This is a genomic window from Aeromonas sp. V90_14 (assembly GCF_029967615.1).
GTDB lineage: Bacteria > Pseudomonadota > Gammaproteobacteria > Enterobacterales > Aeromonadaceae > Aeromonas > Aeromonas hydrophila.
This window is the reverse complement of the sequence record NZ_JASCAS010000001.1, coordinates 468,715-494,220: the sequence shown is the minus strand read 5'-3', so window position 1 is coordinate 494,220 and position 25,506 is coordinate 468,715. Positions and strand designations below refer to the sequence as shown.

The window sequence follows — 25,506 nt, the reverse complement described above, 5'->3', positions numbered from 1 at the left end:
CTGCCATAAGAAAGGCCTCCCTTGCGGAGGCCTTTTTGTTGGCTCATTGCTGCGAAGAGGGGATCAGCCCTCGGTTTTCAGAAAGTTGCGATAGAGCATGTAGAGGTGGGCCGAGCTCCAGCTGAAGTTGCTGGCCCCCTGCATGGCGCCGGTCTCCGGGTTGTAGTTCTCGCGGATGGGGCCGCTGCCCGCCAGCCCCTCGGCGTTGGCAAACAGTTTGTTGACGAGCTGTTGGGCATCGCTGCGATAGCCGTAGTTCTCCAGCCCCTTCACCCCGAAGTAGAACTGATCCAGCCAGACCCGGCCGCGCCAGTAGATGTCGGGGTCGTAGGCCGGGTTGGTCAGCGCCGCCGTGCCGAGCGGCACCCTGGTGTTGAACTCCTGGGCACTGAGCATCACCTCGCGTACCCGCGCCGCCTTCTCCTTGTCTGCCACCTCGGCCCAGAGCGGGCTCCACCCTTCCGGGCCACGGCCGCGGGCGGTCAACAGCTTGCCGACGCAGCCGTTGGCGTCCGGCAGATCCCCCTGGGCTATCTGGCGGTCGTAATAGAAGCCGGAGGCTTCATCGAACAGGCAGCTGTTGATATAGCCGGCCAGCTGGGTCGCCCCTTCGCGATAGCGGCTCGCCTCGTCCGGCTTGCCAAGCAGCTCGGCCATGTCGGCCAGGATACGCTTCTCCTTGGCGAGGAAGGCGTTGAGCTCCACCGACTCCTGATCGATGGAGAAGCCGATGAGGCTGCCGTCGTCCTGATGGTTCTCGAAGAAGAAGACGTTCCAGTCCTGGCGCGCCTTGGCCAGGTCGCCGCCATAGGTCTTGTCGGCATAGCGCTTGAGCTGATCCGGCTCGATAAAGCCGAAGCGGGCGGCGTTGTCCATGCCGGACTCCCAGCCGGCCCCGTGCTGGGCGCCGATATCCATGTCGGCGTAGCCGCCAACGCTCAATACCTGCTGATAGAGCGCCATGCCGGCGCAGCCATACCAGCCATCTCCCTCATCGGTACAGCTCGACAGATCCAGCCCGACCGGAGCCCCCGTCGGGTACTGCACCTTGAAGGTGATGTTGCCGAACTCGTCGTTGTGCTCGACGTGGCGGGTGGCGCCATATTCGATGATGCCGTTGCGGTTGTTGTCCCGCGCCCGATACCACCAGTCGTGATAGGCCTGGATCTTCGGATACATCTCGGCGATGAAGGCCTTGTCCTTGGTGGCGCTGTAGATCTCCCAGATGGCCCAGGCGGAGAGGGGCGGCTTGGTGTCGCGCTCGTTCCAGTTGCCGCCGTCGCCACCCCGATCGGCGAGCTTGTTGTAGAAGACGGCGTCGATCACCATGCCGGCATCCTGTGGCCGAACCGGGTCATCGGCCTGGATCTGGTAGTCATACATGGCGCGCACGTTGTTCTTGGCTACCTCGGGGTTGAAGTTGGCCATGGCGTAGGCGTGCTTCCAGCTGTCCCAGGCCCAGACCCCGTCGAACCAGCGAGCGGTGTTGGAGGGGGTCACCCCGTCGTGCAGGATGGCACCGGCCGGCGAGCGCCAGTTGCCGTTGAGGGTCTCCATCGCCTTGACCGCGATGCGCCGCTCCGATTCGGGGATCCCCTGATTGGAGAGGCCGCGCGCCAGGTAATCCTCCCAGCGGCGGATGGAGTCGTCGAAATGGCTGGCGGGGTCGGCCAGCAGCGCCTGGCGGCTCTGCTCGAAACGGTCGGCGTCAGTACGGCTGTGGACATAGCTCTGCAGGGTGTAGATATCCTGCTGGCCCTTGGCGGCCAGGGTGAGGCTGGCCTCGCTCACGTAGCCGAGCCCCTGCTCGTCGAGGGTGGTACGGCTAGGCAGGGTGCGATCGATGCGGTAGCTGGCGCTGCCGCTTTGCATGATGTTCCAGGTGCTGCGCAGTTTGCCGAACTGGAATGCCACGCCGCGCTCGGTCTGGCTGATGGTGCGGGTCCAGGCGGGGTACTGCTCGGCGACCGTCTTGTTGGCATCCCACTGGTTGAGCAGCTCCCCCTGCCAGTTGAGCTTGAGGGTGAGGGGGGCGTCAGTGTGGTTGATGAGGCGGGTGCGAACCAGCGCAGTGCGGGCATCGCCATAGCGCAGCTCCAGCTCCAGGGTGAAGGGTTCGAATTCGAAGCTCTGCACCAGCGCCCCCGGGATGGCGTACAGCGCCTGCTTGCTGGCGCTGGTGAGCGGGAAGGCGCGGCCGCTCTCGTCGCTCAGGGTCAGCTTGTCCAATTCGCTTGCGAAGAACAGGCTGTACTCCTCGGCGATGACCATGGGGCCGGTAAAGCCGCCCCATTCGCTGTCGCTGGCGGGCAGCAGGAAGCCGTGCCAGGCGCCGAGATCGAGCAGCGGGTTGTATTTGAGGTTGGAGTAGCTGTCAAAGTCACGGAACTGGAGCGGGGTGCCGCTGCGGTCGATCACGTTCTGATACTGGTTCGCCAGGGTGGCGCTGGGGGCGGCTGGGCTGCTGGAGTCATTGCCGTTGCAGGCAGTGAGGCCGAACAGGGCGACGCTCAGGGTGACGGATAGTAAACTTTTACGAAACATCTCTCGCTCCAATGACAGTTTTTGTAGGTTAAGGAAGGTGTTTTTTAGTGCTTGTTTTAGTGAAAGCGTTTGCGAGAGCCATTATAGGGCGATTTTGAGGGGATTATTGGCGCTGCGTCACAGTGCCGGAGGGGCTGGTGTGAGCCGGATCACCCGGTTACACGAGGTTACATAGCTTGATGTTTTAGTAACTATTTACTTGTTTGGCGGCAGCCAGCGAGAGAGAGGAGGGGCAGGTGCGCAGGTATTGATAGGGGGTCAGGCCGAACTCCTGCTTGAAGCGGGCGGCAAAGCGGCTGGGGGAGTCGTAGCCACAGGCGAGGGCCGTCTCCAGTGGCGCCAGCCCCTGCTGCAACAGGGTGAGGGCGTGGCTCATGCGCACCTGGGTCAGCAGCTGGCGAAAGCTGCGCCCCTCGGCGGCCAGCTTGCGCGCCATGGAGGCGCGGCTCATGGCGAAGTGCGGTGCGACCCCCTCCAGGGTGTGGTCGGCGCCCGGCTCCACCCCGAGGTAGCGGGCCAGCCGCTCGCCGAGGGTCATGGTATGGGCAGGAAACAGCAGGTCGAGCCCGCCGGCGGCCTGCAGCTCGGCATAAAAACCCTGTAGCAGCTGGGCCTGGGTGGCCTCATTGAGCCGCCGATCCGCCATGGAGCAGACCAGCTCGAAACAGAAGGCCAGCGCCGGACTGACCGTCAGGCGCGGCTCCCTGAGCGGGCCGGCCTGGGCGGCGCTGAGCCATTCGACGGGGGGCGGGGTCAGCAGGGTCAGCGCGCGGGAGCGAAACTTGCCCTGCTCCGGCTGGTTGACGAAGGTGAGCTGGTGACCGGCCGGGATCAGCAGCCAGCTCGCCTGATCGAACGCCAGGCGCTTCTCCTGCCACCACAACTGCTTGTGACCCTGCTCCACCCAGATGATGGTGGGAGCGTAGATGAGCACCCGGTGCAGCGGCTGCTGGCGGATGCCGAGATAATGGTGCAGTTGCAGCAGCGGCGCGCTCATCCGGCTGGCTCCTAGGGGGTGACGAAGGTGGCGGTCAGGGTGGCCTTGCCAAGGGCCATGCTGTTGAGCATGTAGCCTACCATGGCGGGCGGGGTGTCTGCCTTCACCTCCAGGGGCTGGGGCAGGGCCCAGGCGGTGAACTGGTAGCGGTGCATGCCGTGGCCGGCGGGCGGGCAGGGGCCGCCGTAACCCTGGCTGCCGAAGTCGGTCTTAAGCTCCAGCCCCTGCTTGAGCTTGCCGGAGGCGTTGCTCGGCAGCTCGCTCTGACTGGCCGGCAGGTTTACCACCAGCCAGTGCCACCAGCCGCTGCCGGTGGGGGCGTCGGGGTCATAGGCGGTGATGGCGACGCTCTTGGTGCCGGCCGGCAGATCCTGCCAGCTCAGCTGGGGCGAGCGGTTGTCGCCGCTGCAGCCAAAGCCGTTGAAGCTGAAGGCCTTGTCCATCAGCTGGCCTTCGTGGATGTCGCTGCTCTTTAGGGTCATGGCACTGGCGGGCAGGGCCGCCACGCACAGCAGGGAGAGCAGGGTGGTACGCTTGGCAATCTTCATGGTGAGGCTCCTCGGTGGATGATGGGATCAGTCTAGCGAAGAGGGGGAGAAGGTGAGTGACCAAACCGCTCAATATGGCCTGCTTGCTGCCATGACATGAGTCGTTGTGTTGATTGATGGTGAGCGCTGCGAAAGAGTGCTGGCACGTCCGGGCATAAAAAAACCGGCATCATGGATGCCGGTTTTTTACTGTGCTGACAGCTGATTACGCGACTTAGCGCAGGATCATCTCGTCACGGCCCGGGCCGACGGAGACCATCGGCACCGGTACGCCCAGCAGCTCTTCGATGCGCAGTACGTACTGCTGAGCCGCTTTGGGCAGCTCGGCGAAGGTACGGCAGCCGGTGATGTCTTCGCTCCAGCTTTCCATCACTTCGTAAACCGGCTTCAGACCGGCAGTTTGCGGCCAGATCGGGTTCTCGGTGTGGGCACCTTCGTAGGCGACGCAGATCTTCAGATCCGGCAGACCGGTCAGGCAGTCCAGCTTGGTCAGCGCCACTTCGTTGGCAGCCTGCAGCTCGACACCGTTCTTGGTGGCAACGGCGTCGAAGTAGCCGACGTCACGGGGACGACCGGTGGTGGCGCCGAACTCGTTGGCGATCTTGCGGAACTCGTCCTGGTTCTCCATGGCGGTCAGCAGGGTGCCGGTACCGACGGAGGTGCTGAACGCCTTGGCGACAGCGATGATGCGCTCGGGACGCAGACCCGGCAGGCCGCCACCGATGCCGGCATAGGCGCCGGAAACGTGGGAGGAGGTCACCCAGGGGTATTCGCCGTAGATCAGGTCACGGCCGGCGCCCAGCTGGGCTTCGAACAGCAGGGTCTTGCCTTCGGCCTGCAGCGCTTTGAGCGGCATGCTGACGTTGCAGACGGAGTCGATCCAGGGAGCGGACACTTCCAGCAGCCAGTCAGCCATTTCCTGGGCGGTCTGGTTGAATTCGAAGGTCGGATAGAGCGCTTTAAGTTGCGGCAGTTTCCAGTCGAGGAAGAATTGAATGCGCTCGACCAGTACTTCCGGCTGCTTCAGCCAGCCCACCAGGATCGCTTTCTTCATGACGCGATCGCCATAGGCGGGAGCGATGCCCTGACGGGTGGAACCGTAGGCGCCGTCGCCCAGACGCTGCTCTTCCAGGGTATCTTCCATGGCGTGCAGCGGCAGGCAGAGGGTAGCGCGATCAGAGATGGCCAGCTTGGGAGTGACGCCGGAGGCTTTCACTTCGTCCAGCTCGACGGTCAGTTTCTCGGGGCTGATCACCATGCCAGGGCCGAGCACGACCAGGCAATCCGGGTTGAACACACCGCTCGGAACCTGGTGCAGCTTGAAGGTGCCAAGGTCGTTGACGACGGTATGGCCGGCGTTGTTGCCGCCCTGGAAGCGAATGCTGGCGCCTGCTTGGCCTGCCAGATAATCCACGATGCGGCCTTTGCCTTCATCACCCCAGTTGGCACCTACGACTACGATAGACGACATGACTCTTTCTCCTAAGACGTTAGGCGATCATCCTAGGAGGCTCAGGAGGATTAGAAAAATTAATTATCTTTATAATTCCGATAAGAGAGTCATATAATTGCGGCGAATTTATCGGCAAACCGCCCCGCTGCCGTGCCGGCATCCCCGTCAGGGGCCCGTGCGGCCGTGGCGGCACAAGAGGATCCCCATGCTGGATATTCACTGGCTGCACACCTTCGTCACCCTGGCCCGGCTGCAGCACTTCGGCCAGACCGCCACCGAACTGCACATGACCCAGCCCAATGTGAGCCTGCACCTCAAGAACCTGGAGCAGGCCACCCGGGTCAAACTCATCGAGCGCAGCCCGTTTCGGCTGACCCAGGCCGGCGAGCGGCTGCTGCAAAGCGCCGAGCGCGCCATCGCCGAGCTGCAGCTCTGCCAGTCCGATCTCAACGCCCTCAACCAGCTGAGTCAGGGGACGCTCGCCATCGCCGCCAGCGACATCATCTCGCGCCTGCTGCTCATTCAGCCCTTTCAGCGTTTCAAGCAGGAGTTTCCCGGCATCGATCTCACCCTATTCAACACCACTTCGGATCAGGCAGCTGAGCTGGTCAAGGCGGGCAAGGCGGATCTGGGCTTCGTGATGGCGCAAAAGCGCAGCGAGCCGCTGTTCTACACCGAGTTGCAGCAGGTGACCTGGTGCGCGCTGGGCCACGGTCTCGCCCGCTGGCAGGCGCGGGCGAAGGCGGGGGAGAGCGATCCCCTCGACGAGCCGACCCTGATCCTGCTGGGCCACGACACCCGCACCCGGGCGCTCATCGATCCCTCTTTGCCACTGCTCGGTCTGCCCAGCTGCCGCATCATGGAGGTGGGCAGCGTGGACGCCCAGCTCGACTGGGCCGAAGCGGGCTTCGGGGTGGCCATAGTGCCGGACTTTTCCATTCACCCGCGGCTCAAGCTGACCGCCCCGGTGACCCGGCTCACCGACTTTCCCGGCACCAGCTTAGGGTACGTGGTGCGCCAGAACCAGGTGCTGTCGCGGGCCATCAAGCAACTGCTGCACTGGGTGGAGCAGGAGATCCAGCGCCCGCAGCCGTTGCCGGACGCCAGGGCTTGAGTCCACCCAATATCGAAACAAAAAGAGGCCACCCTTGGGTGGCCTCTTTCGTTGTGGCTGTTGGGCGGCCTTACTTGGCTGGCACGCCGTCCCCGGTCGGTGAGGCGGCGCTCGGTGCGGCCGGTGCCGGTGCTGTCGATGCCGGTTCGGCGGGCGCCGGTGAGGCGGGTTGTTCCCCGCTCATCACGGCAGAGGGGCTTGGCGCGGCCGTGCCCGTCAGCTTGCCGCCCTGCTCCACGGCGGCCCCTTCGAGCACGCTACTCGCGCCCGGCTCGGTAGTTGTGGCTGCCGAGGGGGTCGGCAGCAGGGCGCCAGGGGTCTGCCCGGACGAGGTAGCGGGCGTACCTTCCGGGGAGGGGGCGCCCGTTTCACCGGCAGGTTGTGCCGTGTTTTCACCAGCGGGGCGCTCCACTTCGGTGGGCTGCGCCGCTGAGGTTGCCAGGGCCTCCGAGGTGGCCGGAGCCGGGCTCAGGGCTTCGGGCAGCAGGGCGGGGGCGGGCGGGGCATCCGCCATGCCGGCGTGGCGCGGTACTTCCGCCTCCGCCTGCATCCCCTCCAGGGTGAGGGCGGTGAGGGCCGGATGGAGGCGGGTAAACTGCTTGAGTCGCCCGCTCAACACGTCGCGCACGGTGCGCACCTCGCCCTCTGGCAGGCTGGCCAGCGCCACCAGCTCGGCGGTGACGGCGAAGGTGTTGACGCTACTGGGCTGGCCCGGGTAGAGGTTGGCGCCGATGCGGCTGCGCTGATAGTAGGGATGCTGTTTGAGCAGCGCGTCGACCTGCTCCCCTTCGATGGGGATGAGGCGCGCCTTGCAGCGGCCGGTGAGATCGCCGATGGCCTGGTTGGGGTGGCCCGCCACCACGAAGGCCGCGTCCAGGGTGCCGTCACAGAGCCCCTCCAGCCGGTTGTTGGCCGCGGCGGGGATGACGGGGGCAAAGCTCTTGGCCTGCCAGCCCATGGCATCGAGCAGGGCCTGGCTGGTGATGTGCTCGCCGGAGCCCGGATTGCCCAGATCGACCCGTTTTCCCTCGATGTCGGCCAGGGTGTTGATGCTGCTGTTGGCGCTGGCGAGCAGGGTCAGCGACTCCTGATGAAGCCGATAGAGGCTGCGCAGCTGCTCGTCCGGTGCCTGACCCATGAAGGGGCCGGTGCTATGGGCGGCGTGGTGCACCACATCGGACTGCACCAGCGCCAGCTGCACTTTCCCTTGATGCAGCGCCTTCAGGTTGGCAAGGGAGCCGGAGGTGCTCTGCACCGAGCAGTGCAGGCCATGGCTGGCCGTCTCTTCATTGAGCAGCCGGCAAATGGCGCCACCGGTCGGGTAGTAGACGCCGTTGAGCGGCCCAGTGCCGATGGTGAGATAGGCAGGGGTGGCTGCCTGCAGGGGCAGCGCCAGGGCCGCTGCCAGCCAGGGCAGGGTGCAGCGAAGCAGAGTCGGCAGAGGGTGCAAGGCTGGTTGGGGCATAGTGAACCGGATCAATGGCTGATAAAAGGGATGGGGCTGGCCCATCCCGGTTGGCATTCGGCCGCGCCAGCTGCTGGCGGTGGCACTGTGCCGTATTCGGCGCCATCGACATCCCGGGTTGCGGGGCCGTGGCGGCATGTCGCCAAAATATACCCTATTGCGATCGGATACGGATCTGGCTGACTTCAATATATTGCGGGGCCGGCTGCTGCCGGCCCCGCCACTGCCCATAGGGTGAGGCCATGGGGAGAGAAAGCGCGTGATCAGCGCGCCAGAATGGACTTTTCCATGCGGGCCAGCGCCTCGACGAGGCGGGCCCGGGTACAGCCGAAGTTGAGCCGCACGAACTGGCCGTCACCAAACTGGGCACCGGGGGAGAGCCCCACCCCGGCCTGCTCGAAGAAGGCGATGGGGTCGTCCAGCCCGAGCGCGCTCATGTCGATCCAGGCGAGGTAGGTGGCCTGGTGGCGCGCCAGCTTGATGCCGGGCCAGCGGGCGACCGCCTGCTCGATCAGGGCCAGGTTGGCGGCCAGGTAGTCGAGCTGTTCGCTGAGCCACTGTTCGCCCCCTTCATAGGCCGCCTCTGCCGCCACGAAGCCCAGCAGATTGACGTCGGCACTGATGCCGCGCATCGCCTGCTGCAGCTTGAGGCGCAGACGGGCATTGGGCACCACCGCAAAGGAGCAGCAGAGCCCGGCGATGTTGAAGGTCTTGCTCGGGGCCATCATCACCGCCGAGCGCTCGGCCGCCGCCGGGCTGATGGCGCCGTAGGGGATGTGGCGGGCGTTCTTGTCCAGCAGCAGGTCGCAGTGAATTTCATCGGAGCAGATCACCAGATTGTGGCGCTCGGCGATGGCGTCGATGGCCAGCAGCTCCTCGCGGGTGAACACGGTGCCGCCCGGGTTGTGCGGGTTGCACAGCAGCAGCAGATCCGCCGCCGGTGCCTGGCGCTCCAGCTCCTCGATATCCAGTACCCAGCGACCGGCCTCTTCCACCATGGGCACGGTGAGCAGCGGCCGGTCGTTGAAGCCCGGCGCTTGCAGGAAGGGGTAGTAGACCGGCTTGGGAGTGATGATGCCACGGCCGTGCTGGCTCCAGGCCTTGCAGGCGAGGTTGAGACCAGGCACCACGCCGGGCAGGAAGACGATCCACTCGGGCTGGATGGTCCAGCCATAGCGGCTGGCCAGCCGCGCGATGATGAGTTCGATCAGCCGGGGAGAGGGGCGCGAGTAGCCGAAGATGCCGTGGGCGACACGCTGGGTGAGGGCCTCGATGACGGCTGGGGGGGAGACGAAGTCGGTGTCGGCAACCCACATGGGCAGCACGTCCTGTCCCTTGTACTTGTCCCATTTCAGGCTCATGGTGCCGCTGCGATCTATTTCCCGGTCAAAATCAAACATGTGAAATCCTTATGCTGGCCAGTGGGCTTTCACTGTACGGGGTCGGGGACGGGGTCGCAAGCCTTGAGGTGGCTCTTGATAATGACATAAAATAAGCGACGCCATTTCATGCACTTGCCGAATTTTGGCCAGTTTTCCTCCCTCCAATCAGTGGTAATTCTATGCGCTTGCTGACCGCCGCTCGCAACAGGACGGATCCCGTCTCTCTCTCTTTTCTGGCCGTGACCTTCATGACCGGGGTGGCGGTGGCACTGCAGGTGCCCACCTTGAGCCTGTTCCTGGCCGAGGAGGTGCAGGTGCGCCCCTTCCTGGTGGGGCTCTTCTATACCGTCAACGCGGTGATCGGCATCCTCATCAGCCAGTGGCTCGGCCATCGCTCCGACAACAAGGGGGATCGCAAGCGGCTGATCCTGCGCTGCTGCTTCGCCGGCGTGGTGCTCTCCCTGCTGTTTGCCTGGAACCGGCAGTACTGGTTGCTGGTGAGCCTGGGGGTGTTGCTGGCGAGCCTGGCCGCTACCGCCAGCCCCCAGCTGTTCGCGCTGGCGCGTGAATACGCCGACAGCCGCAACAAGCGGGCCGACATGTTCAGCTCGGTGCTGCGGGCCCAGTTCTCGCTGGCCTGGGTGATTGGGCCCCCCATCGCCTTCGCGCTGGCCATCGGCTACGGCTTCGAGGTGATGTACCTCGCCTCCGCAGTGGCCTATCTGCTCTGCGCCTTCGTCGTGTGGCGCTGGCTGCCCTCGCTGCCGCTGCCGGTGATGGACAGCGAGGTGGAGCGGGTCAGCAGCTGGCGGGATCCGTCGGTGCGGGCGCTCTTTATCGCCTCCACCCTGATGTGGACCTGCAACAGCATGTACCTCATCAACATGCCGCTCTACATCACCCGCGAGCTGGGGTTGGAGGAGAAGCTGGCCGGGGTGCTGATGGGCACGGCGGCGGCCCTCGAGATCCCCTTCATGCTGCTGGCGGGTCACTACACCCAGCGCTTTGGCAAGCGCCCCATGATGCTGCTGGCGGTGCTGGCCGGGGTCGGCTTCTACGTGGGGCTGGTGACCCTGTCGAGCCAGCATGCGCTCATAGCACTGCAACTGCTCAACGCCATCTTCATCGGCATCGTCGCCGGCATCGGCATGTCCTACTTCCAGGATCTGATGCCGGGTCGCGCCGGGGTGGCGACCACCCTGTTCGCCAACAGCATCCGCACCGGCTCCATCATGGCGGGGGCGATAGCGGGGACTGTGGCGGAGATCTGGAGTTTCCACGGGGTCTTCATGGTGGCCATGGGGCTGGCGCTGCTGGCGCTGGCCGCCTGCTGGCGGGTGCCGAACGTCTGAAGCTGAAAGGGTGAGGGGGCGAGCGGGTTGGCCCGCCTCAATGTCTGTGGCGGCGGGGAGGCGCTCTAGCGGTCGTTGTCGTTCTGGTATTCGTTGCGCAGGCAGCGCAGCAGCAGCTCGGTGGCCGGACCCAGCGTGTCGGCCGACGGGGTCAGCAGATAGGTATAGAGGTGGCGCTCGTTGCCGCTCGCCAGATCCAGCGGTACCAGAGCGCCGCTTGTCAGCTCTTCCTGCACCAGGTGGCGCGGCAGCCAGGCGTAGCCGAGGCCGAGCTTGAGCATGGCGACCACCTCGTGATAGTGGGTCGCCTTCCAGCCGGTGTCGTCCGCGTCGTTCCAGTCCACCGAGCGGTGAATGGGGGGATGCAGGCTGATCTGGTTGTGGCTGGCCAGCTCCTCGGCGGCGATGGCACCGCCCTGGGTGGCGAGCGGGTGCTCGGCCGAGCAGAGCGGCAGCAGGCACACCTCGTCCAGCGGCAGGCCGGTGCGATCGTGAGGCAGGTGTTCGGAGAGCATCAGATCCCCCACCTGCAGGGCATTGAAGTGGCAGTGAATGCGCTCGTGCAGATTGACCCGGCAGCCCCGGCTGCGGGGATAGAAGTGGGCCAGCGCCCGGTAGAGTCGCTCACGCGGCTGCAACACCGACACATAGAGGTTGATCTGCGGCTCCCACTGCCGCTCCAGGTTATTGGCCAGGTTCTCCAGCTCTTCCACCTGCTGGCTGAGCTGACGTGCCCGCTTGAGGAAGATCTCTCCCGCCGGCGTCAATACCGCCTTGCGCCCTCTCACCTCCAGCAGAGCCACACCCAGACTCTGCTGCAGCTTGGCTACCGCATGATTGAGAGAGGATTGGCTCTTGTTCAGCGCTTCGGCGGCCTGGGCGTAGCCGCCACAGTCCACCACGGCCTGAAAGATCCGCCATTGCTCAAACGTGCTCTTGGGACGAAACATATCTCAACCTGATAAGGGAGCGGATGTTGCAACAGGGTGCCGACGGCACCCTATTGAATGTAACCCCATGCGGCGCAGGGTTGCGGTTATTTTGTTGATTTATTTGGGCTGGGCCACAAAGGTCTGGCCGGTTTTGCCCCGGCTGTCCGCGCCCATCAGATAGAGATAGAGCGGCATCAGGTCGGCCGGAGTCTTGAGGTTCATCGGATCTTCGGCCGGGAAGGCGCTGGCCCGCATCTTGGTGCGGGTGCCGCCCGGGTTGAGGGTGTTGACCCGCACACCGGTATTTTCCAGCTCGTCCGCCAGCACTTCCATCATCCCTTCGATGGCGAACTTGGAGATGGCATAGGTGCCCCAGTAGGCGCGGCCCTTGCGGCCCACACTGGAGGAGGTGTAGACAATGGAGGCATCGCCCTGCTCCTTGGCGGTCTGGCGGATGAGCGGCAGCAGTGCCTGGGTCAGCAGGAATTCGGATTTGACGTTGACCTGCATCACCTCGTCCCACTCCTGCTCCTGGATGTGTTCGAACGGTGACAGGGTGCCGAGCAGGCCGGCGTTGAACAGCACGCCGTCGAGGCGGCCGAACTGCTGGGCGAAGGTCTCGGCCATGCCAAGGTAGTGGCTCTTGGTCGCCCCCTTCAGATCCACCGGCACGATGGCGGGCAGCGGGTGGCCGGCGGCCTCGATCTGGTCGTAGACCGCCTCCAGCTTGGCGCTGGTGCGGCCGAGCAGGATCACGGTGGCGCCGTGGGCCGCATAGGTGAGCGCCGCTTCGCGGCCGATGCCGTCACCGGCACCCGTGACCAGAATGACCTTGTCCTTGAGCAGATCCCCGGGGGCCTGATAGTTGAACATGACAACTCCTGTTAACAATTCGTGGCAGATGCGCGCGGCAAATAGAGGGGCAAGTGTACTGATCCCGCACGGCGTTTGACCAGTATGAGATGGCAAAAATGTGAATAAATCAGAGGGGTTGTGATTGTCGATTGGCATTTTTGACGGGTTGACGCAGAGTTTTTGCGCACACCGGGCAAACTCCCTAGAATGTGAAAAAATCGTCCCCCCGGGGCACACCAGTGGAGCATCAAGTGGCATTTTTGACCGAATACGGCCTGTTCCTGGCCAAGACCCTCACCCTACTGCTCGCCATCGGCGCCGTCATCCTGATGGTGGTGAGCAGCCGTCAGCCCAAATCCCGCAAGGGGGAGCTGGTGGTGACCGATCTCTCCAGCGAGCTGGAGCAGGGACGTCACCAGTTGCAGGCCGCGCTGGCCGGCAAGGCGGAGCGCAAGCAGCTGGAGAAGGCGCGCAAGGCCGAGCACAAGGCTCGGGCCAAGAGCGAAGATGCGCGCAGCCGGCTGTTCGTCATCGATTTTCACGGCAGCATGGATGCCAAGGAGGTGGCCTCCCTGCGTGAAGAGGTGAGCGCCGTGATAGGGGTGGCCCAGCCAGGCGACGAAGTACTGCTGCGGCTCGAATCCGGCGGCGGCGTGGTACACGGCTATGGCCTGGCGGCCTCCCAGCTGCAGCGGCTGCGGGATCGTGACATCAAGCTGACCGTGGCCATCGACAAGGTGGCGGCGAGCGGCGGCTACATGATGGCGTGCGTGGCGGATCAGATCCTGGCGGCGCCGTTCGCCATCGTCGGCTCCATCGGGGTGATCGCCCAGTTGCCGAACTTCAACAAGCTGCTCAAAAAGCACGACATCGAGTTCGAGATGCACACCGCCGGTCAGTACAAGCGCACCATCACCATGTTCGGCGAGAACGACGATCAGGGGCGCGAGAAGTTTCGCGAGGAGCTGGGCGCCATCCACGAGCGCTTCAAGGCATTCGTGGCCGAGCACAGACCCAACCTCGACATCGACAGCGTCACCACCGGCGAGCACTGGCTGGCGAGCCAGGCCAAGCAGCTCGGACTGGTGGACAGCCTCTGCACCAGCGATGACTATCTGCTGGCTCAGGCCAGCCAGCACAAGGTGGTCGGCATTCGCTACAGCAAGCCAAAGAGTCTGACCCAGAAGCTCGGTCAGCAGGCCGCCGTGGCGCTGGAGTCCGGTCTTGGTCGGCTGTGGCAGCAGGGCCCCTGGCGCTGAGCCACGGCAACGTAAAACCCAATAAAAAAAGCCGGGCACTTGCCCGGCTTTTTCATGGGGTCGGCGCTGCAGGCCGATGGCGCGTCTCAGCGCTGGAACGGGTAGACGGAGCCGAGTTTGAGGATCTGGGTCAGCTCGTCCAGCGCGGTGCGGGACTCCATGACCAGCGCCGGATCCCGCAGGTCGTCCAGCGCCAGGCTGTCGCGGTAGTGGCGATCGACCCAGCCATCGAGGCGGGCAAACTGGCTGTCGGTGATGAGGCAGGCCGGGTTGACGGCGGCCAGCTCGGTGTCGTTCATGGCCACCCGCAGCCGCAGGCAGGCGGGGCCGCCGCCGTTGCGCATGCTCTGCTTCACGTCCATGTAGTGCACCCCCTTGATCGGGGTACCCAAGGTCACCAGCTTGGCCAGGTAGGCGGACACCGCCGGGTTGTCGCGACATTCGGTGGGGGCGATGATCGCCATCTCGCCGGAAGGCAGGGTGAGGATCTGGGTGTTGAACAGATAGGACTTTACCGCATCCTGTACCGACACTTCGGCAGTCGGCACCTCGATGAAGTGCAGCTCGCCGTCGCCAAACTTGCCGCGGATCTCGTCCAGTACCGTCTCGGTATGGAGAAACGCCTGCTGGTGGAAGAACAGCACGTTCTGGTTGCCCACCGCGATCACGTCGTTGTGGAACACCCCCTGATCGATGACATCCGGGTTCTGCTGGATGAAGACGGCGCTCTCATCCCCCAGGCCGTGCAGGCGGGCGATGGCCTGGCTGGCCTCCAGGGTCTGGCGGGCCGGGTAGCGTTTGGGGGCGGGCTGGGAGACGTCGAAGGCGCTGCGGCCATAGACGAACAGCTCGACCCCGGACTCGCCATAGGCGCGGCACAGCCGGGTGTGGTTGGCGGCCCCCTCGTCACCGAAGTGGTCGTTCTCCGGCAGGTGCTGATGGTGATAGAAGTGGCGGTCGTTGTTGAACACGGCGCGCAGGATGCGGCCGGTTACCTCGGGTTCGAGGGAGCGGTGAAACTTGTTGGTCAGGTTGGCGGGGGTGAAGTGGATGCGGCCATCCTGGGTATCGGCACTCGGGGAGACGGTGGCAGCGTTGGCGGTCCACATGCTGGAGGCCGAATAGCAGGCGGCCAGCACGGCGGGCGCCTGCTTGGCGGCCTGGGCCAGCACGCTGGCATCGTTGCCGGTGAAGCCGAGGCGGCGCAGGGTGGCGAGATCCGGTCGCTCCTGCGGGGCCAGCACTCCCTGGGTCATGCCGAGCTCGGTCAGTGCCTTCATCTTGCGCAGACCCTGCTTGGCCGCCTCCTTCGGATTGGACGCCTCCTTGGCATTGTTCTGGGAGGCGACGTTGCCATAGGACAAGCCGGCATAGTTGTGAGTCGGGCCGACCAGGCCGTCGAAGTTGACCTCGAAGTGCTTCATTGAGTACATCCTTTCGATTTTTATATGGGTAGCGGTTCCTTCCGCGCACAATGCTGCGGGATGCAGCCATTATAAGGAGATTTTGTCTTTTGTAACAAGCTGATAACGAAACTGGTTTGTTATGTTACAAGAGCGGTTGGTTATGTCGTTTCAAATATAAAAAGAGGGTGGATATAGCATAAAAATAAAAAAGCGGTTGCTTCCCGCGGCTCGGCTTCGCATTAATAAATAAAGAAACAAAGTGGTTCGGGCTGCCGGGCAAATTTGCTCACAAGATTGCTTTTTCCCGTCAAATCTCTTATACAGCCCCACAAAACCGCACACCAACCCCGTCGGGTGCAATGAGGATAATAGTTACAGCATGGGCAAATCACTGGTCATAGTGGAGTCTCCGGCCAAGGCCAAGACCATCAACAAATATTTGGGCAAGGACTACGTGGTGAAATCCAGCGTCGGTCACGTGCGCGATCTGCCCACCAGCGGCAGCGCCAGCAACGAGCCCAAAAAACCTGTCATTCGCGGCATCAAGCTGAGCGAAGCAGAGAAGGCTGCCAAGGATCGCAATGCCCTGTTCTCACGGATGGGGATCAATCCGACCGCAGGCTGGCAGGCCAACTACCAGATTTTGCCCGGCAAGGAAAAAGTGGTCAGCGAGTTGCAGAGTCTGGCCGAGAAGGCCGACACCATCTATCTCGCAACCGACTTGGATAGAGAGGGAGAAGCGATCGCCTGGCACCTGCGCGAAATCATCGGCGGCGACGACAGCCGCTACAAGCGCGTGGTGTTCAACGAGATCACCAAGACCGCCATCCAGGAGGCGTTTGCCCAGCCATCCGAGCTGAACATTCACCGCGTCAACGCCCAGCAGGCCCGTCGTTTCCTCGACCGGGTGGTGGGTTACATGGTCTCCCCGCTGCTCTGGAAGAAGCTGGCCCGCGGCCTCTCCGCCGGCCGGGTACAGTCCGTCGCGGTGCGCCTCATCGTCGATAAAGAGCGCGAAATCAAGGCGTTCGTGCCGGTCGAGTTCTGGGATCTCAACGCCGATCTGCTGACCGCCGACAAGAGCGATCTGCGGATGGAAGTGGTCAGCCGCAACGGTGCCGACTTCAAGCCGGTGACCCAGGCCGAGACCTTCGCCGCCGTGGCCGCCCTGGAAGGGGTCGACTACAAGGTGGTGAACCGGGAAGACAAGCCGACCGGCTCCAAGCCGTCCGCCCCCTTCATCACTTCTACCCTGCAGCAGGCAGCCTCTACCAGGCTGAGCTTCGGGGTCAAGAAGACCATGATGATGGCCCAGCGTCTCTATGAAGCGGGTTACATCACCTATATGCGTACCGACTCCACCAACCTCAGCAAAGAGGCGGTCGAGGCGGTGCGGGAATACATCGGCGAGCAGTATGGCGCCGCCTACCTGCCGAGCGAGCCGAACCTGTACGGTGCCAAGGCCAATGCCCAGGAGGCCCACGAGGCGATCCGCCCCTCCAGCGTGCTGGTGACCGCCGAGATGCTGGAAGGGATGGAGCCGGACGCCATGCGGCTTTATGACCTCATCTGGCGTCAGTTTGTCGCCTGTCAGATGACGCCGGCCCAGTACGACTCCTCCACCCTGACCGTCAAGGCGGGTGAGTTTGAACTCAAGGCGCGCGGTCGTACCCTGCGCTTCGCCGGTTGGACCAAGGCGCTGCCGCCGATGGGCCGCAAGGGCGAAGACAGCCAGTTGCCGGCGGTGACCGTCGGCGAGATCCTCAAACTCGTCAAGCTGGATCCGCGCCAGCACTTCACCAAGCCGCCCGCCCGCTTCACCGAAGCGGCGCTGGTTCGCGAGCTGGAGAAGCGCGGCATCGGCCGTCCGTCTACCTACGCCTCCATCATCTCCACCATCGTCGACCGTGGTTATGTGCGGGTCGAGAGCCGCCGTTTCTTCGCCGAGAAGATGGGGGAGATTGTCACCGACCGGCTGGTCGAGAACTTCGTCGAGCTGATGAACTACGAGTTCACCGCCAAGATGGAAGACAAGCTCGATGGCATTGCCGAAGGGAGCCTGGAGTGGAAGAAGGTGCTGGACGCCTTCTACGCCGAGTTCACCCAGGAGCTGGAGAAAGCGGACAAGGCGCCGGAAGAGGGAGGCATGCGTGCCAACCAGATGGTGCTGACCGACATCGACTGCCCGGATTGTGGCCGCAAGATGGGCATCCGTACCGCCACCACCGGGGTGTTCCTCGGCTGTTCCGGCTACGCACTGCCGCCCAAAGAGCGCTGCAAGAAGACCATCAACCTGGTCTCCGCCGACGAGTTCGTCTCCGCCACCGACGGTGAAGAGGCCGAGACCGAGGCGCTGCGTGCCAAGCATCGCTGTGGCGTGTGTGGCACCGCGATGGATGCCTACATCATCGACGACAGCCGCAAGCTGCACGTCTGTGGTCGCAACCCGGATTGCGATGGCTACGAAATCGAAAAAGGCCAGTTCAAGCTCAAGGGCTACGAAGGGCCGAGCATCGAGTGTGACCGCTGCGGCTCCGAGATGCAGCTCAAGAACGGCCGCTTCGGCAAGTACATGGGTTGCACCAACGACACCTGCAAGAACACCCGCAAGATCCTGAAAAACGGTGATATCGCGCCGCCGAAGGAAGACCCGGTCCCGCTGCCGGAGCTCAAGTGCACCCAGTCCGACGCCCACTTCGTGCTGCGTGACGGGGCGGCCGGCCTGTTCCTGGCCGCCAGCAACTTCCCGAAATCCCGCGAGACCCGTGCGCCGCTGGTGGAAGAGCTCAAGCGCTTCAAGGAGCGTCTGTCGCCCAAGCACCAGTATCTGGCCGATGCTCCGGCGTCAGATCCTGACGGTAATGCCGCCATCGTGCGCTTCAGTCGCAAGACCAAGGAGCAGTACGTGATGACCGAGGTCAACGGCAAGGCGACCGGCTGGACGGCGCACTACGACAACGGCAAGTGGCAGGAGAGCCTGGCCAAGTCGAAGAAGGCGTGATTGCGCGCAGTTCACACTCTGATGAAAGAGGCCCCTCGCAGGGGCCTTTTTGTTTTCGGATGGCGGTATACTGAAACCGCTGCAAGGATGGCAGCGCTGGACACGGAGGTTGTGATGGAGATTAACGAGATCCGGCCGGGAATGACCTGTCTGACCCGGGAAGGAACCGCCTATGTGCTGGAAGTAGACAAGCAGAGTCTGCTGGTGCTGCTGCAGCGGGAGTACGAAACCATCCCGGTGCAGGTGCGCAGCGACGAGATCCTGGCCCCCATCACCCGGTGAGGCGGGCCGCCATCGTCAAAAGGGCAGGAGAAACAGCAGCTCGGCGAGGTCGGGCTGCCACTGCCACTCCCGCATCCTGACCCGCCCGCCAATCACGGGCACCCCCTCTTCCTGCAGCAATCCCGCCTGTTTATTGAAGCCTGCCGACCCCTTGGGCAGTGAAATGGTGCCCGCCGCGCCCAGCACCCGGTGCCAGGGCAGCACCTTGTCGGTCTCCCGCAGCACCTTGCCCACCAGCCTGGCCCGACCGGGCAGCCCCGCCAGATCCGCCACCTGGCCGTAACTCACCACGCGACCGGCCGGGATCAGGGCGAGGATTGCCTCGATGCGGGCAACCTTGTTCAGCGGGGCAGGGGTCGATTCCATTCTCATCCGGATCACTCGTCAATAACGACAGAAGCGCCATTGTGGCGCTTCTGTCGGGTGGCTGGCAAATGGGTCAGCCGAAGGTCTGGCTGAGCCCCTTGAGCTGCTTGGCCCGCTCCAGCAGCTCCTGACTGGAGTCGTCGACCTCCTGCATCTTCTGGCTGTTGGCGTGGGAGTACTCGGAGATCTGGTTGATGCTGCGGCTGATGTCTTCCACCACCGTCTGCTGCTGCTCGGCGGCGGCGGCGATCTGGGTGGAGAACTCGGTGACCAGCTCGATCTCCTGCAGCACGGTATGCAGGCTGCTGGAGCCCTGGCGGGTCATCTCGGCGCATTCGCGGGTCTGCTGCAGGTTCTCCTGCATCATCCCCTTCCAGCGGCCCAGGGTGTGCTGGATCTGCTGGATGCTGCCCTGGATCTGCTCGGTCGCCTTGTGGGTGCGGGTCGACAGGGTTCGCACCTCGTCGGCCACCACCGCAAAGCCGCGTCCCTGCTCGCCGGCCCGGGCCGCCTCGATGGCGGCGTTCAGCGCCAGCAGGTTGGTCTGGTCGGCGATGCCCTGGATCTCTCCCATCACGCTGCCGATCCGCTCCGACTCGCTGGCCAGCTCCACCGCCGAGTTGAAGGCCTGCTCCGCCTGTCTGGCGAGCTGCTCAATGCGCTGCTCGGTCTGGGCCAGCTGTTTGTCCGTGTGCTGGCAGCGGCTGCGGGCCTCGCTGACCTGACCGTTGGAGTCCTGGATGTTGCGGGCAATCTCGTGGGCCGTGCTGGCCATCTGGGTCATGGCGGCGGCCATCTGCTGGGTCTGGGCATCCTGCTCGTTGATGTCGAGGCAGGCCTGATGGGAGGCCTGTTTCAGGTTGGTGGCCAGGGTCTGCAACGGATTGGTCGCATCGTTGACCCGCCCCAGCACGGTGCGGATGCGGGCCTGCAGCATCTTGATGTGAAAGTCGGCGATGGCGCCGGGGCCGTCACCGGAGTAGACCAGCCGGGTCAGGCTGTCATATTCGCGACCGAGCTGCTGTAGATAGAGCGGCAGGGCGAAGAGCTCGCGCCAGTAGGCGCCGCCGATGAGCAGCAAGGGCAGCAACATCAGCAGGGCTGTCGTCGGGCCCTGGCTGCTGGCGGCCCAGCCCAGCAGGCCGAGCAGCAACAAGGTGAGCAGCGGCAGGCGGGCACGGGCGAGGGAGGGGAGGCGGCTGCTGGTGCCGCGCTCCGCCTTGAGCAGGGCCTGGTAGGTCTGGCTGGCGATGCGCTTGAGCTGGGGATCCGGCTTGCAGCGCACCGACTGGTAGCCGCTGATCCGGTTGCCCTCGTAGATGGGGGTCACATAGGCATCGACCCAGTAGTAGCGGCCATCCTTGCAGCGGTTCTTCACCATGCCGCGCCAGGGTTTGCCCTCCTTGAGGCGGGCCCAGAGATCGGCGAAGGCGGCCTTGGGCATGTCGGGGTGGCGTACCAGGTTGTGATTGTGGCCGACCAGCTCCTCGACGGGGTAGCCGGCGATGCGGCAGAAGGCGGGGTTGGCGTAGGTGATCACCCCGCGCAGATCCGTGGTGGAAACCAGTTGTTCGTCGGCAGGAAACTCCACTTCGCTGTCCAGGGTATGGACGTCTCTGCGGGCCATAGGAATACGCTCCGATGTTCTTGTTGATAACTTTGTCGTTGTTATTGTGGCAGATCTGGAGGTGGCTGCAGGCTCGCGCCAGCAGGCGGCAGACCGGCTTCATAGGGGGCTGAATTTTGCCAACAATGGCGGATGAATGGTAGGGGCAAGTTGATGTTTTGTTGGCGAATCGTAAAAAAAAGGCGGCCATAGGGCCGCCAAGGAAAAAAGATAACACTACCTCTGTGGTACCCGGTAACGCACCTGAAGCTGGTCGAGGATCTGCAGCTGGCCCGGCAGACGGGCGGCGAAGTGCTCCCACGCCTTGCGGGCGGGGTCGCTCCAGGCCACCTCGGCGGTCGCCAGCATGCGCGGGAACAACATATAGTCGAGGCGATCGCGAGAGGTGATCAGCTCCGACCATAAGGGGCTCAACACCCCCAGGATGTTATCGTTGGCATGGAAATCGGCTGGGGCCGGGTCACATGCGTAGACCTGCGCCAGATTGAGGGTGCCCGCCCAGTAGAGGCCGGGTTCATGGATGTCCTGGCTCCAGGCCAGATCCAGATAGAGGTGCTGGGCCGGTGCCATCACCACCGGATAGCCCGCCGTTGCCGCATCGAGTCCAGCCTGGAAGCTGGTCCAGGCGAAGATGGTGGCGTCCCGGCTCACCTTGTCGCCGTGCAAAATCTCCTCCCAACCCAGCATCCGCTTGCCCTTGCCGGCCAGGTATTGTTGGCAGTGGCGCAGCAGGTGGCCCTGCAGCTCGCGGCAATCCTGATACCCCTGCTGCTTCATCAGCTGCTGGCAGGCGGGGCTGTCGGTCCAGACCCCGGCGGGCACCTCGTCCCCCCCCATGTGCACCAGCGGCCCAGGGAACAGTTCGCACACCTCGTCCATCACGGCTTCCAGGAAGCGGTAGGTACCGGGCAGCGCCGGGTTGAGCACGTTGTCGTCAAAATGTTGCACCGACAGGTAGCGGGAGCGGTCGGCTGCCTCCACCAGCAGCTCGGGCAGTGCCTTGATGGCGGCGTGGCAGTGACCCGGGATGTCAATTTCCGGAATGATGGTGATGCCTAGCCCGGCGCCGTAGGCCACCAGCTCGCGCACCTCGCTCTGGGTGTAGTAACCGCCGTAGGGCTCGGGACCGCCGCTCAGCTGGGGCCCCACCGGCAGGGCGTGACCGCGCCAAGCGGCCAGCTCGGTCAGCTGGGGGAAGGCCTTGATCTCGAGTCGCCACCCCTCGTCATCGGTGAGGTGCCAGTGGAAGCGGTTGAACTTGTAGAGACTCATCAGCTTGAGCAGGCGCTTGAGGGTGGCGAGGGAGTGAAAGTGGCGGGCACAGTCGAGAAAGATGCCGCGAAAACCGAAGCGCGGTGCATCGCTGAGCTCGATGCAGGGCAGGCTCTCGCCGTGCTGCAGATACCACTGGGCCAGGCTGACGAGGCCGTGGCGCCAGCCCGCCTCGCCGCCGGCGGCAATCACTATCTCCTCCGGGGTGATGGTCAGCCGGTAGGCCTCCGGGCCCAGCCCGCTTTCAACCAGCCGGATCTCGGCGTCGTGATCCTGCGCCAGCGCGAGCCCGGTCAGTTCGTTGAAGTGGGCCAGCAGCGGGCCGAGCAGGGGGCTCGGGCCGCTGACGTGGGCGCGCTCCGCCAGCCGGAAGTTGCCCTCCAGCAGCAACAGCCGATCCGGCAGGGGCACGATGCCGGCGAGGGGTTCCACCTCGGGCAGATCCGGCGCCGCAGCGGCGGATTGTGGCAGGCCCAGCTCCTCGCCGGTCAGTTCCACCGGCATCAGCTGGGGGCCGCCGCTGGCCTGGGGCAGGCTCAGGAAGAAGCCGCGCGGCATGTCGGAGAGGCGCTTGATGGGGGTGTTGCGACAGCAGAAGCACAGCTCGCTGGCCCCCGTTTGCGGGATCAAGACCTTGTAGCTGCCGCTCTGGCGCTCCAGCTCCCCCCCCTCTACCGAGCCGGGGTCGATGTGGCGGGCCAGGCAGAAGTGGAGTTTCCAGGGGGCATCCGGCAGTTGGCTCAGGCTGAAACGAAACCAGACGTCGTCACCGTCGCGTCGGTCGACCTGGGTGTGGATCAGGGGTGCAGACATGAAAATTCCTCTGATGGAGTGAAGGGGACGAACAGCCAGACAGCGTCCTTGTGGTATTGGTCAACCCCGGCCGGGAGCCGCAGGGCTGACATGGGCACCCCCCGCAGCGGGCAGACCGGGGTCAGGCCCGCACTTTGGGGTGGGGTGGATGGGGACAGGTTCAGGGATGCAGACATGGATAAGCCTCCGATCGGGCAAACAGGATGGCCCCCTCCAGCGCGTCGGCAGCGGGACTGACCAGCGGCAGGTGTGCCAGACGGGGGGCGAGGCGCATGCCGATGCCGCCGAGCAGGGCTATCCGGTCGGCACCCAGCTGGCGCATCCCCTCCAGCAGGGTAGCCAGCTGCTGGCAGGTCTCATCCAGCAGCTGGCAGGCGAGCTCGTCACCGTCGCTGGCGGCATCGAACACCCAGGGGGCGAAGCGGCCGTAGTCGGCGGGAATGGCGCGGGCGGCCCAGCGCACTACCTCGGCCTGATCCCGCTTGAAGTGGTCGAGCAAGCGAATGGCGAGCGTGCTGGGGGGCAGGATGCCGTCGTGGCAGAGCAGCGCCTGCTGGATGGCGCGCAGCCCCAGCCAGGCGCCGCTGCCCAGATCCGAGATGGGAAAACCGCGGCCGGAGCAGGTGTGCAGCTGGCCGTGGCGATAGAGGAGCCCGGCCGAGCCGGTGCCGGCGATGAGGATGGCACCTTCTTCGCCGCCAAAGGCGCCCAGGCAGGCACCGAAGGCGTCGGAGGTGAGCCGCACGCTCGCAAACGGGAAGGGCATGGTCAGCATGGCGTGATAGCAGTCGGCCAGCTCGGCGGAGGCGAGCGCCAGCCCGACCCCCATCCGTTGCTGGGCATCCTCAGTCAGGCCGGCCTCGATACGGGCCTGTTCGATGGCGGCCAGCACGTTGCCGTGGGCGAGCGCGATGCCGAGCTCCAGATTGGAGCCGGCGGCGCGCCCCTCGCCGAGCAGCTTGCCGGCCCGATCCCGAATGCGGGCGCGGGTGTGAGTGCCGCCGCCATCGACCCCGACCCAGTACTCAATCATGTCGACCTCCATTTCCCTGCGCATTCTGCCAAGTGATGGCCAGAGCAAACCAGGCTGCGTGGGGTATCCACTGCTCGCCCCAGCGCCAGTTCTGATCCAGCCGCTCCTTGTACGCCTCTGGAATGAATGCGATCTCCGCCTCGTCATCGAAACCGGCGGTGATGCCGTTGCAGATCCCCCCCAGCGCGTTGGGATAACCGGCGGTGTAGGCGGGATTGTTGCTGCCATGGCCTGCCAGCATGCAGGCGTTGAACGGATTCTGCCCCAGGATCCAGTCGAGCTGGTGCTGGCCGAAGCTGAGCAGCGGCTTGCGTTGGCGCGGCAGCTGGGCTGCGGCGGCAAACGCCATGGCGGCGAGCGACGCGAGGCGAGCGTTCTCCCCCTGCCACCAGTAGCCCGACTCGTTGTGATGGGGCATAAAGAAGCTCACCCGGGGCGCCTCATCGACCCCCTTCACATACTGGCGGGCGAGGGCGAACGGGTTGCCAGGGCGGGCGCACAGCGCCAGCTCGGCGGCCAGCGCCTGTTCGATGACGCGCTGGGCCGTCCCCTGGCGTGTTGGATCCGGCTCGATGGCGAGATACTCCAGCAGCGCCAGCACCGGCAGGCCCGCCTCGGCGGCATGGTAGTAGGGGCGCAAGCCATCCTCGTTGGCCGACCAGTAGTGGCCTAGCTCCGGGTGAGGGCGCTGGCGGGCGCACAGCCTGTCGGCCCGCACTCTGGCCTCTGCCAGCCATTCGGGGCCCAAGGTGCGGGTCAGTTCGATGGCGGCCAGCAGGGCGCAGTAGTCGTCGATGATGTTCTCGACCCCGTCGTCCAGATAGACGAGGTTGTGTTCACGCAGGTGCAGGTAGCCGCGACGGGCCGCCTCGGCGTAACGGCTGGCATCAACGTCGCCGCTGACACTCTCGCGGGCGGCGCGGGCGAGCGCCGCGATGGCCATGCCGCCCCCTTGGCGAAAACCGGCCTGCCAGCTGGTGGACTTGAGCCCCTGCTGGGTGGCGTAGGCGCACAGCTCGCGCTGGGCGGGATCCTTGCTCCACTTGTCGAACAGGGTCATGTAGAAGAAGCCCGACTCATCCTGCATCCGGCAGAGGAAATCCGCGCCGTGCAGTGCCTCGTCGTTGAGCCGCTTGCAGAGGTTCATCCCGTCGATGTCCTGGCGCGGGGCCAAGAGCTCGCGGCACTTGAGCAGGGACCAGACCACCATGGGGGTCTGCTGGGGGTTGAGGTAGTTGGCGTAGGAGAGGTGGCTCAGGTACTTGCTCACATCCCCGCTGGCGTCATACCAGCCGCCGTGCACGTCTTTGTACTGCTCGCTGCCAAACAGGCGGGCGCTGCGGTCGGCCCGATCGAAGGCGCCGCTGGCGCGCTGCCCCTTGAAGTAGTGAATGACGTCGGAGAGGCAGCGGCTCGCCAGCAAATCCTGGCCGATGGCAAAGGGGGCGGTGCGCACGATACGCTCCTTGGCGCCCGTCTGGATGAGGGCCTCCAGCCGGTAGTGGCCGGGCTCTTTGCAGGGGGAGAAGTCGGCGCGCCAGTAGTGGCGCCCCTGCCAGCCCTCGACCTGGCCGGCCGGCTGCAGCGGGACTTCCAGCAGGATGCGTTCGTCATCCTGGCGCAGCAGCCTGAGGTGGCCGCGGATATCGAGGTCGGTGTCGCTCTGCAACAGGGCGATCTTCTCCCCGTCGCACTGGTAACCCACCTGATTGATCAAGAGTTCCATCAACGTCTTACTCCTGTGGCTCACCTGGCGTGGCGAGGCACATTGCGGGGCCCTGACGGCCCCGTGGCGAGGCGTGGCC

The 25,506-nt window shown here is 64.7% G+C and carries 19 protein-coding genes; 5 read left to right on the top strand and 14 right to left on the bottom strand.

Annotated features, from left to right (window positions below; all coding sequences use genetic code 11):
• Window positions 1–63: 63 nt before the first annotated feature.
• The 4 genes from ygjK to QLG02_RS02090 form a co-directional block, all read right to left on the bottom strand.
• The gene (gene ygjK / locus QLG02_RS02105; RefSeq protein ID WP_282464388.1) at window positions 64–2,544 is read right to left on the bottom strand and encodes an alpha-glucosidase; all 2,481 of its coding nucleotides are present in this window, start codon (window positions 2,542–2,544) and stop codon (window positions 64–66) included.
• Between the two features lie 184 nt (window positions 2,545–2,728).
• A complete protein-coding gene (locus QLG02_RS02100) occupies window positions 2,729–3,541 on the bottom strand; it encodes a helix-turn-helix transcriptional regulator (RefSeq protein ID WP_282464387.1) in 813 nt (270 codons plus the stop codon).
• Between the two features lie 11 nt (window positions 3,542–3,552).
• Window positions 3,553–4,089 (bottom strand): YbhB/YbcL family Raf kinase inhibitor-like protein, encoded by a 537-nt coding sequence (locus tag QLG02_RS02095; RefSeq protein ID WP_024944127.1) that lies wholly within the window; start codon window positions 4,087–4,089, stop codon window positions 3,553–3,555.
• Between the two features lie 214 nt (window positions 4,090–4,303).
• Window positions 4,304–5,560: an adenylosuccinate synthetase gene (locus QLG02_RS02090; RefSeq protein WP_029304166.1), complete on the bottom strand. Its 1,257-nt coding sequence runs from the start codon at window positions 5,558–5,560 to the stop codon at window positions 4,304–4,306.
• A gap of 187 nt (window positions 5,561–5,747) precedes the next feature.
• Here QLG02_RS02090 and QLG02_RS02085 point away from each other — a divergent pair, with 187 nt between their 5' ends.
• Entirely contained in the window at window positions 5,748–6,656 is a 909-nt protein-coding gene (locus tag QLG02_RS02085; protein WP_011706900.1) for a LysR family transcriptional regulator, read from the top strand.
• Window positions 6,657–6,726: 70 nt separating this feature from the next.
• Here the strand turns inward: QLG02_RS02085 and QLG02_RS02080 are convergent, their stop codons facing one another.
• Window positions 6,727–8,121, bottom strand: coding sequence for a TAXI family TRAP transporter solute-binding subunit (locus QLG02_RS02080; protein ID WP_282464386.1), 1,395 nt, complete (start codon window positions 8,119–8,121; stop codon window positions 6,727–6,729).
• A 263-nt stretch (window positions 8,122–8,384) separates the two neighbouring features.
• Window positions 8,385–9,521 carry a PatB family C-S lyase gene (locus QLG02_RS02075; RefSeq protein ID WP_282464385.1) on the bottom strand — a complete coding sequence of 379 codons (1,137 nt, stop codon included), beginning with the start codon at window positions 9,519–9,521 and terminating at the stop codon, window positions 8,385–8,387.
• A gap of 161 nt (window positions 9,522–9,682) precedes the next feature.
• Between QLG02_RS02075 and QLG02_RS02070 the strand changes: the two genes are divergently transcribed.
• Window positions 9,683–10,855, top strand: coding sequence for an MFS transporter (locus QLG02_RS02070; RefSeq protein ID WP_005303290.1), 1,173 nt, complete (start codon window positions 9,683–9,685; stop codon window positions 10,853–10,855).
• Between the two features lie 65 nt (window positions 10,856–10,920).
• Here QLG02_RS02070 and QLG02_RS02065 read toward each other — a convergent pair whose 3' ends face one another.
• Entirely contained in the window at window positions 10,921–11,805 is an 885-nt protein-coding gene (locus tag QLG02_RS02065; RefSeq protein WP_282464384.1) for a LysR family transcriptional regulator, read from the bottom strand.
• Between the two features lie 99 nt (window positions 11,806–11,904).
• Window positions 11,905–12,660, bottom strand: coding sequence for a YciK family oxidoreductase (locus QLG02_RS02060; protein WP_282464383.1), 756 nt, complete (start codon window positions 12,658–12,660; stop codon window positions 11,905–11,907).
• A gap of 233 nt (window positions 12,661–12,893) precedes the next feature.
• Between QLG02_RS02060 and sohB the strand changes: the two genes are divergently transcribed.
• Complete coding sequence (sohB, locus tag QLG02_RS02055; RefSeq protein WP_042065667.1) at window positions 12,894–13,901, top strand: protease SohB; 1,008 nt, start codon at window positions 12,894–12,896, stop codon at window positions 13,899–13,901.
• Between the two features lie 86 nt (window positions 13,902–13,987).
• Here sohB and astB read toward each other — a convergent pair whose 3' ends face one another.
• The gene (astB, locus tag QLG02_RS02050) at window positions 13,988–15,325 is read right to left on the bottom strand and encodes an N-succinylarginine dihydrolase (RefSeq protein WP_282464382.1); all 1,338 of its coding nucleotides are present in this window, start codon (window positions 15,323–15,325) and stop codon (window positions 13,988–13,990) included.
• Window positions 15,326–15,686: 361 nt separating this feature from the next.
• On the opposite strand from astB, the gene topA reads away from it, so the two are divergent.
• The gene (gene topA / locus QLG02_RS02045; RefSeq protein WP_202009321.1) at window positions 15,687–18,308 is read left to right on the top strand and encodes a type I DNA topoisomerase; all 2,622 of its coding nucleotides are present in this window, start codon (window positions 15,687–15,689) and stop codon (window positions 18,306–18,308) included.
• 114 nt (window positions 18,309–18,422) lie between these two features.
• The gene (locus tag QLG02_RS02040; protein ID WP_005303277.1) at window positions 18,423–18,590 is read left to right on the top strand and encodes a hypothetical protein; all 168 of its coding nucleotides are present in this window, start codon (window positions 18,423–18,425) and stop codon (window positions 18,588–18,590) included.
• A gap of 15 nt (window positions 18,591–18,605) precedes the next feature.
• On the opposite strand, the gene QLG02_RS02035 is transcribed toward QLG02_RS02040, so the two are convergent.
• The 5 genes from QLG02_RS02035 to QLG02_RS02015 all read right to left on the bottom strand — a co-directional run bounded on the left by QLG02_RS02035 (window position 18,606) and on the right by QLG02_RS02015 (window position 25,427).
• Window positions 18,606–18,962 (bottom strand): MGMT family protein, encoded by a 357-nt coding sequence (locus QLG02_RS02035; protein WP_282464381.1) that lies wholly within the window; start codon window positions 18,960–18,962, stop codon window positions 18,606–18,608.
• A 67-nt stretch (window positions 18,963–19,029) separates the two neighbouring features.
• Window positions 19,030–20,583 carry a PAS domain-containing methyl-accepting chemotaxis protein gene (locus QLG02_RS02030; protein WP_282464380.1) on the bottom strand — a complete coding sequence of 518 codons (1,554 nt, stop codon included), beginning with the start codon at window positions 20,581–20,583 and terminating at the stop codon, window positions 19,030–19,032.
• Between the two features lie 216 nt (window positions 20,584–20,799).
• A complete protein-coding gene (locus QLG02_RS02025) occupies window positions 20,800–22,668 on the bottom strand; it encodes a beta-N-acetylhexosaminidase (RefSeq protein ID WP_282464379.1) in 1,869 nt (622 codons plus the stop codon).
• Window positions 22,669–22,828: 160 nt separating this feature from the next.
• On the bottom strand, window positions 22,829–23,701 hold the full coding sequence (locus tag QLG02_RS02020; protein ID WP_282464378.1) for a BadF/BadG/BcrA/BcrD ATPase family protein: 873 nt from the start codon (window positions 23,699–23,701) through the stop codon (window positions 22,829–22,831).
• Entirely contained in the window at window positions 23,694–25,427 is a 1,734-nt protein-coding gene (locus tag QLG02_RS02015) for a glycoside hydrolase family 9 protein (protein WP_282464377.1), read from the bottom strand. The genes QLG02_RS02020 and QLG02_RS02015 overlap by 8 nt, the downstream gene beginning before the upstream one ends.
• Between the last annotated feature and the right edge of the window lie 79 nt (window positions 25,428–25,506).

Coding starts and splice junctions, on each gene's coding strand:
- ygjK (WP_282464388.1), bottom strand. CDS start 2,544: ATGTTTCGTAAAAGTTTACTATCCGTCACCCTGAGCGTCGCCCTGTTC.
- QLG02_RS02100 (WP_282464387.1), bottom strand. CDS start 3,541: ATGAGCGCGCCGCTGCTGCAACTGCACCATTATCTCGGCATCCGCCAG.
- QLG02_RS02095 (WP_024944127.1), bottom strand. CDS start 4,089: ATGAAGATTGCCAAGCGTACCACCCTGCTCTCCCTGCTGTGCGTGGCG.
- QLG02_RS02090 (WP_029304166.1), bottom strand. CDS start 5,560: ATGTCGTCTATCGTAGTCGTAGGTGCCAACTGGGGTGATGAAGGCAAA.
- QLG02_RS02085 (WP_011706900.1), top strand. CDS start 5,748: ATGCTGGATATTCACTGGCTGCACACCTTCGTCACCCTGGCCCGGCTG.
- QLG02_RS02080 (WP_282464386.1), bottom strand. CDS start 8,121: ATGCCCCAACCAGCCTTGCACCCTCTGCCGACTCTGCTTCGCTGCACC.
- QLG02_RS02075 (WP_282464385.1), bottom strand. CDS start 9,521: ATGTTTGATTTTGACCGGGAAATAGATCGCAGCGGCACCATGAGCCTG.
- QLG02_RS02070 (WP_005303290.1), top strand. CDS start 9,683: ATGCGCTTGCTGACCGCCGCTCGCAACAGGACGGATCCCGTCTCTCTC.
- QLG02_RS02065 (WP_282464384.1), bottom strand. CDS start 11,805: ATGTTTCGTCCCAAGAGCACGTTTGAGCAATGGCGGATCTTTCAGGCC.
- QLG02_RS02060 (WP_282464383.1), bottom strand. CDS start 12,660: ATGTTCAACTATCAGGCCCCCGGGGATCTGCTCAAGGACAAGGTCATT.
- astB (WP_282464382.1), bottom strand. CDS start 15,325: ATGAAGCACTTCGAGGTCAACTTCGACGGCCTGGTCGGCCCGACTCAC.
- topA (WP_202009321.1), top strand. CDS start 15,687: ATGGGCAAATCACTGGTCATAGTGGAGTCTCCGGCCAAGGCCAAGACC.
- QLG02_RS02040 (WP_005303277.1), top strand. CDS start 18,423: ATGGAGATTAACGAGATCCGGCCGGGAATGACCTGTCTGACCCGGGAA.
- QLG02_RS02035 (WP_282464381.1), bottom strand. CDS start 18,962: ATGAGAATGGAATCGACCCCTGCCCCGCTGAACAAGGTTGCCCGCATC.
- QLG02_RS02030 (WP_282464380.1), bottom strand. CDS start 20,583: ATGGCCCGCAGAGACGTCCATACCCTGGACAGCGAAGTGGAGTTTCCT.
- QLG02_RS02025 (WP_282464379.1), bottom strand. CDS start 22,668: ATGTCTGCACCCCTGATCCACACCCAGGTCGACCGACGCGACGGTGAC.
- QLG02_RS02020 (WP_282464378.1), bottom strand. CDS start 23,701: ATGATTGAGTACTGGGTCGGGGTCGATGGCGGCGGCACTCACACCCGC.
- QLG02_RS02015 (WP_282464377.1), bottom strand. CDS start 25,427: ATGGAACTCTTGATCAATCAGGTGGGTTACCAGTGCGACGGGGAGAAG.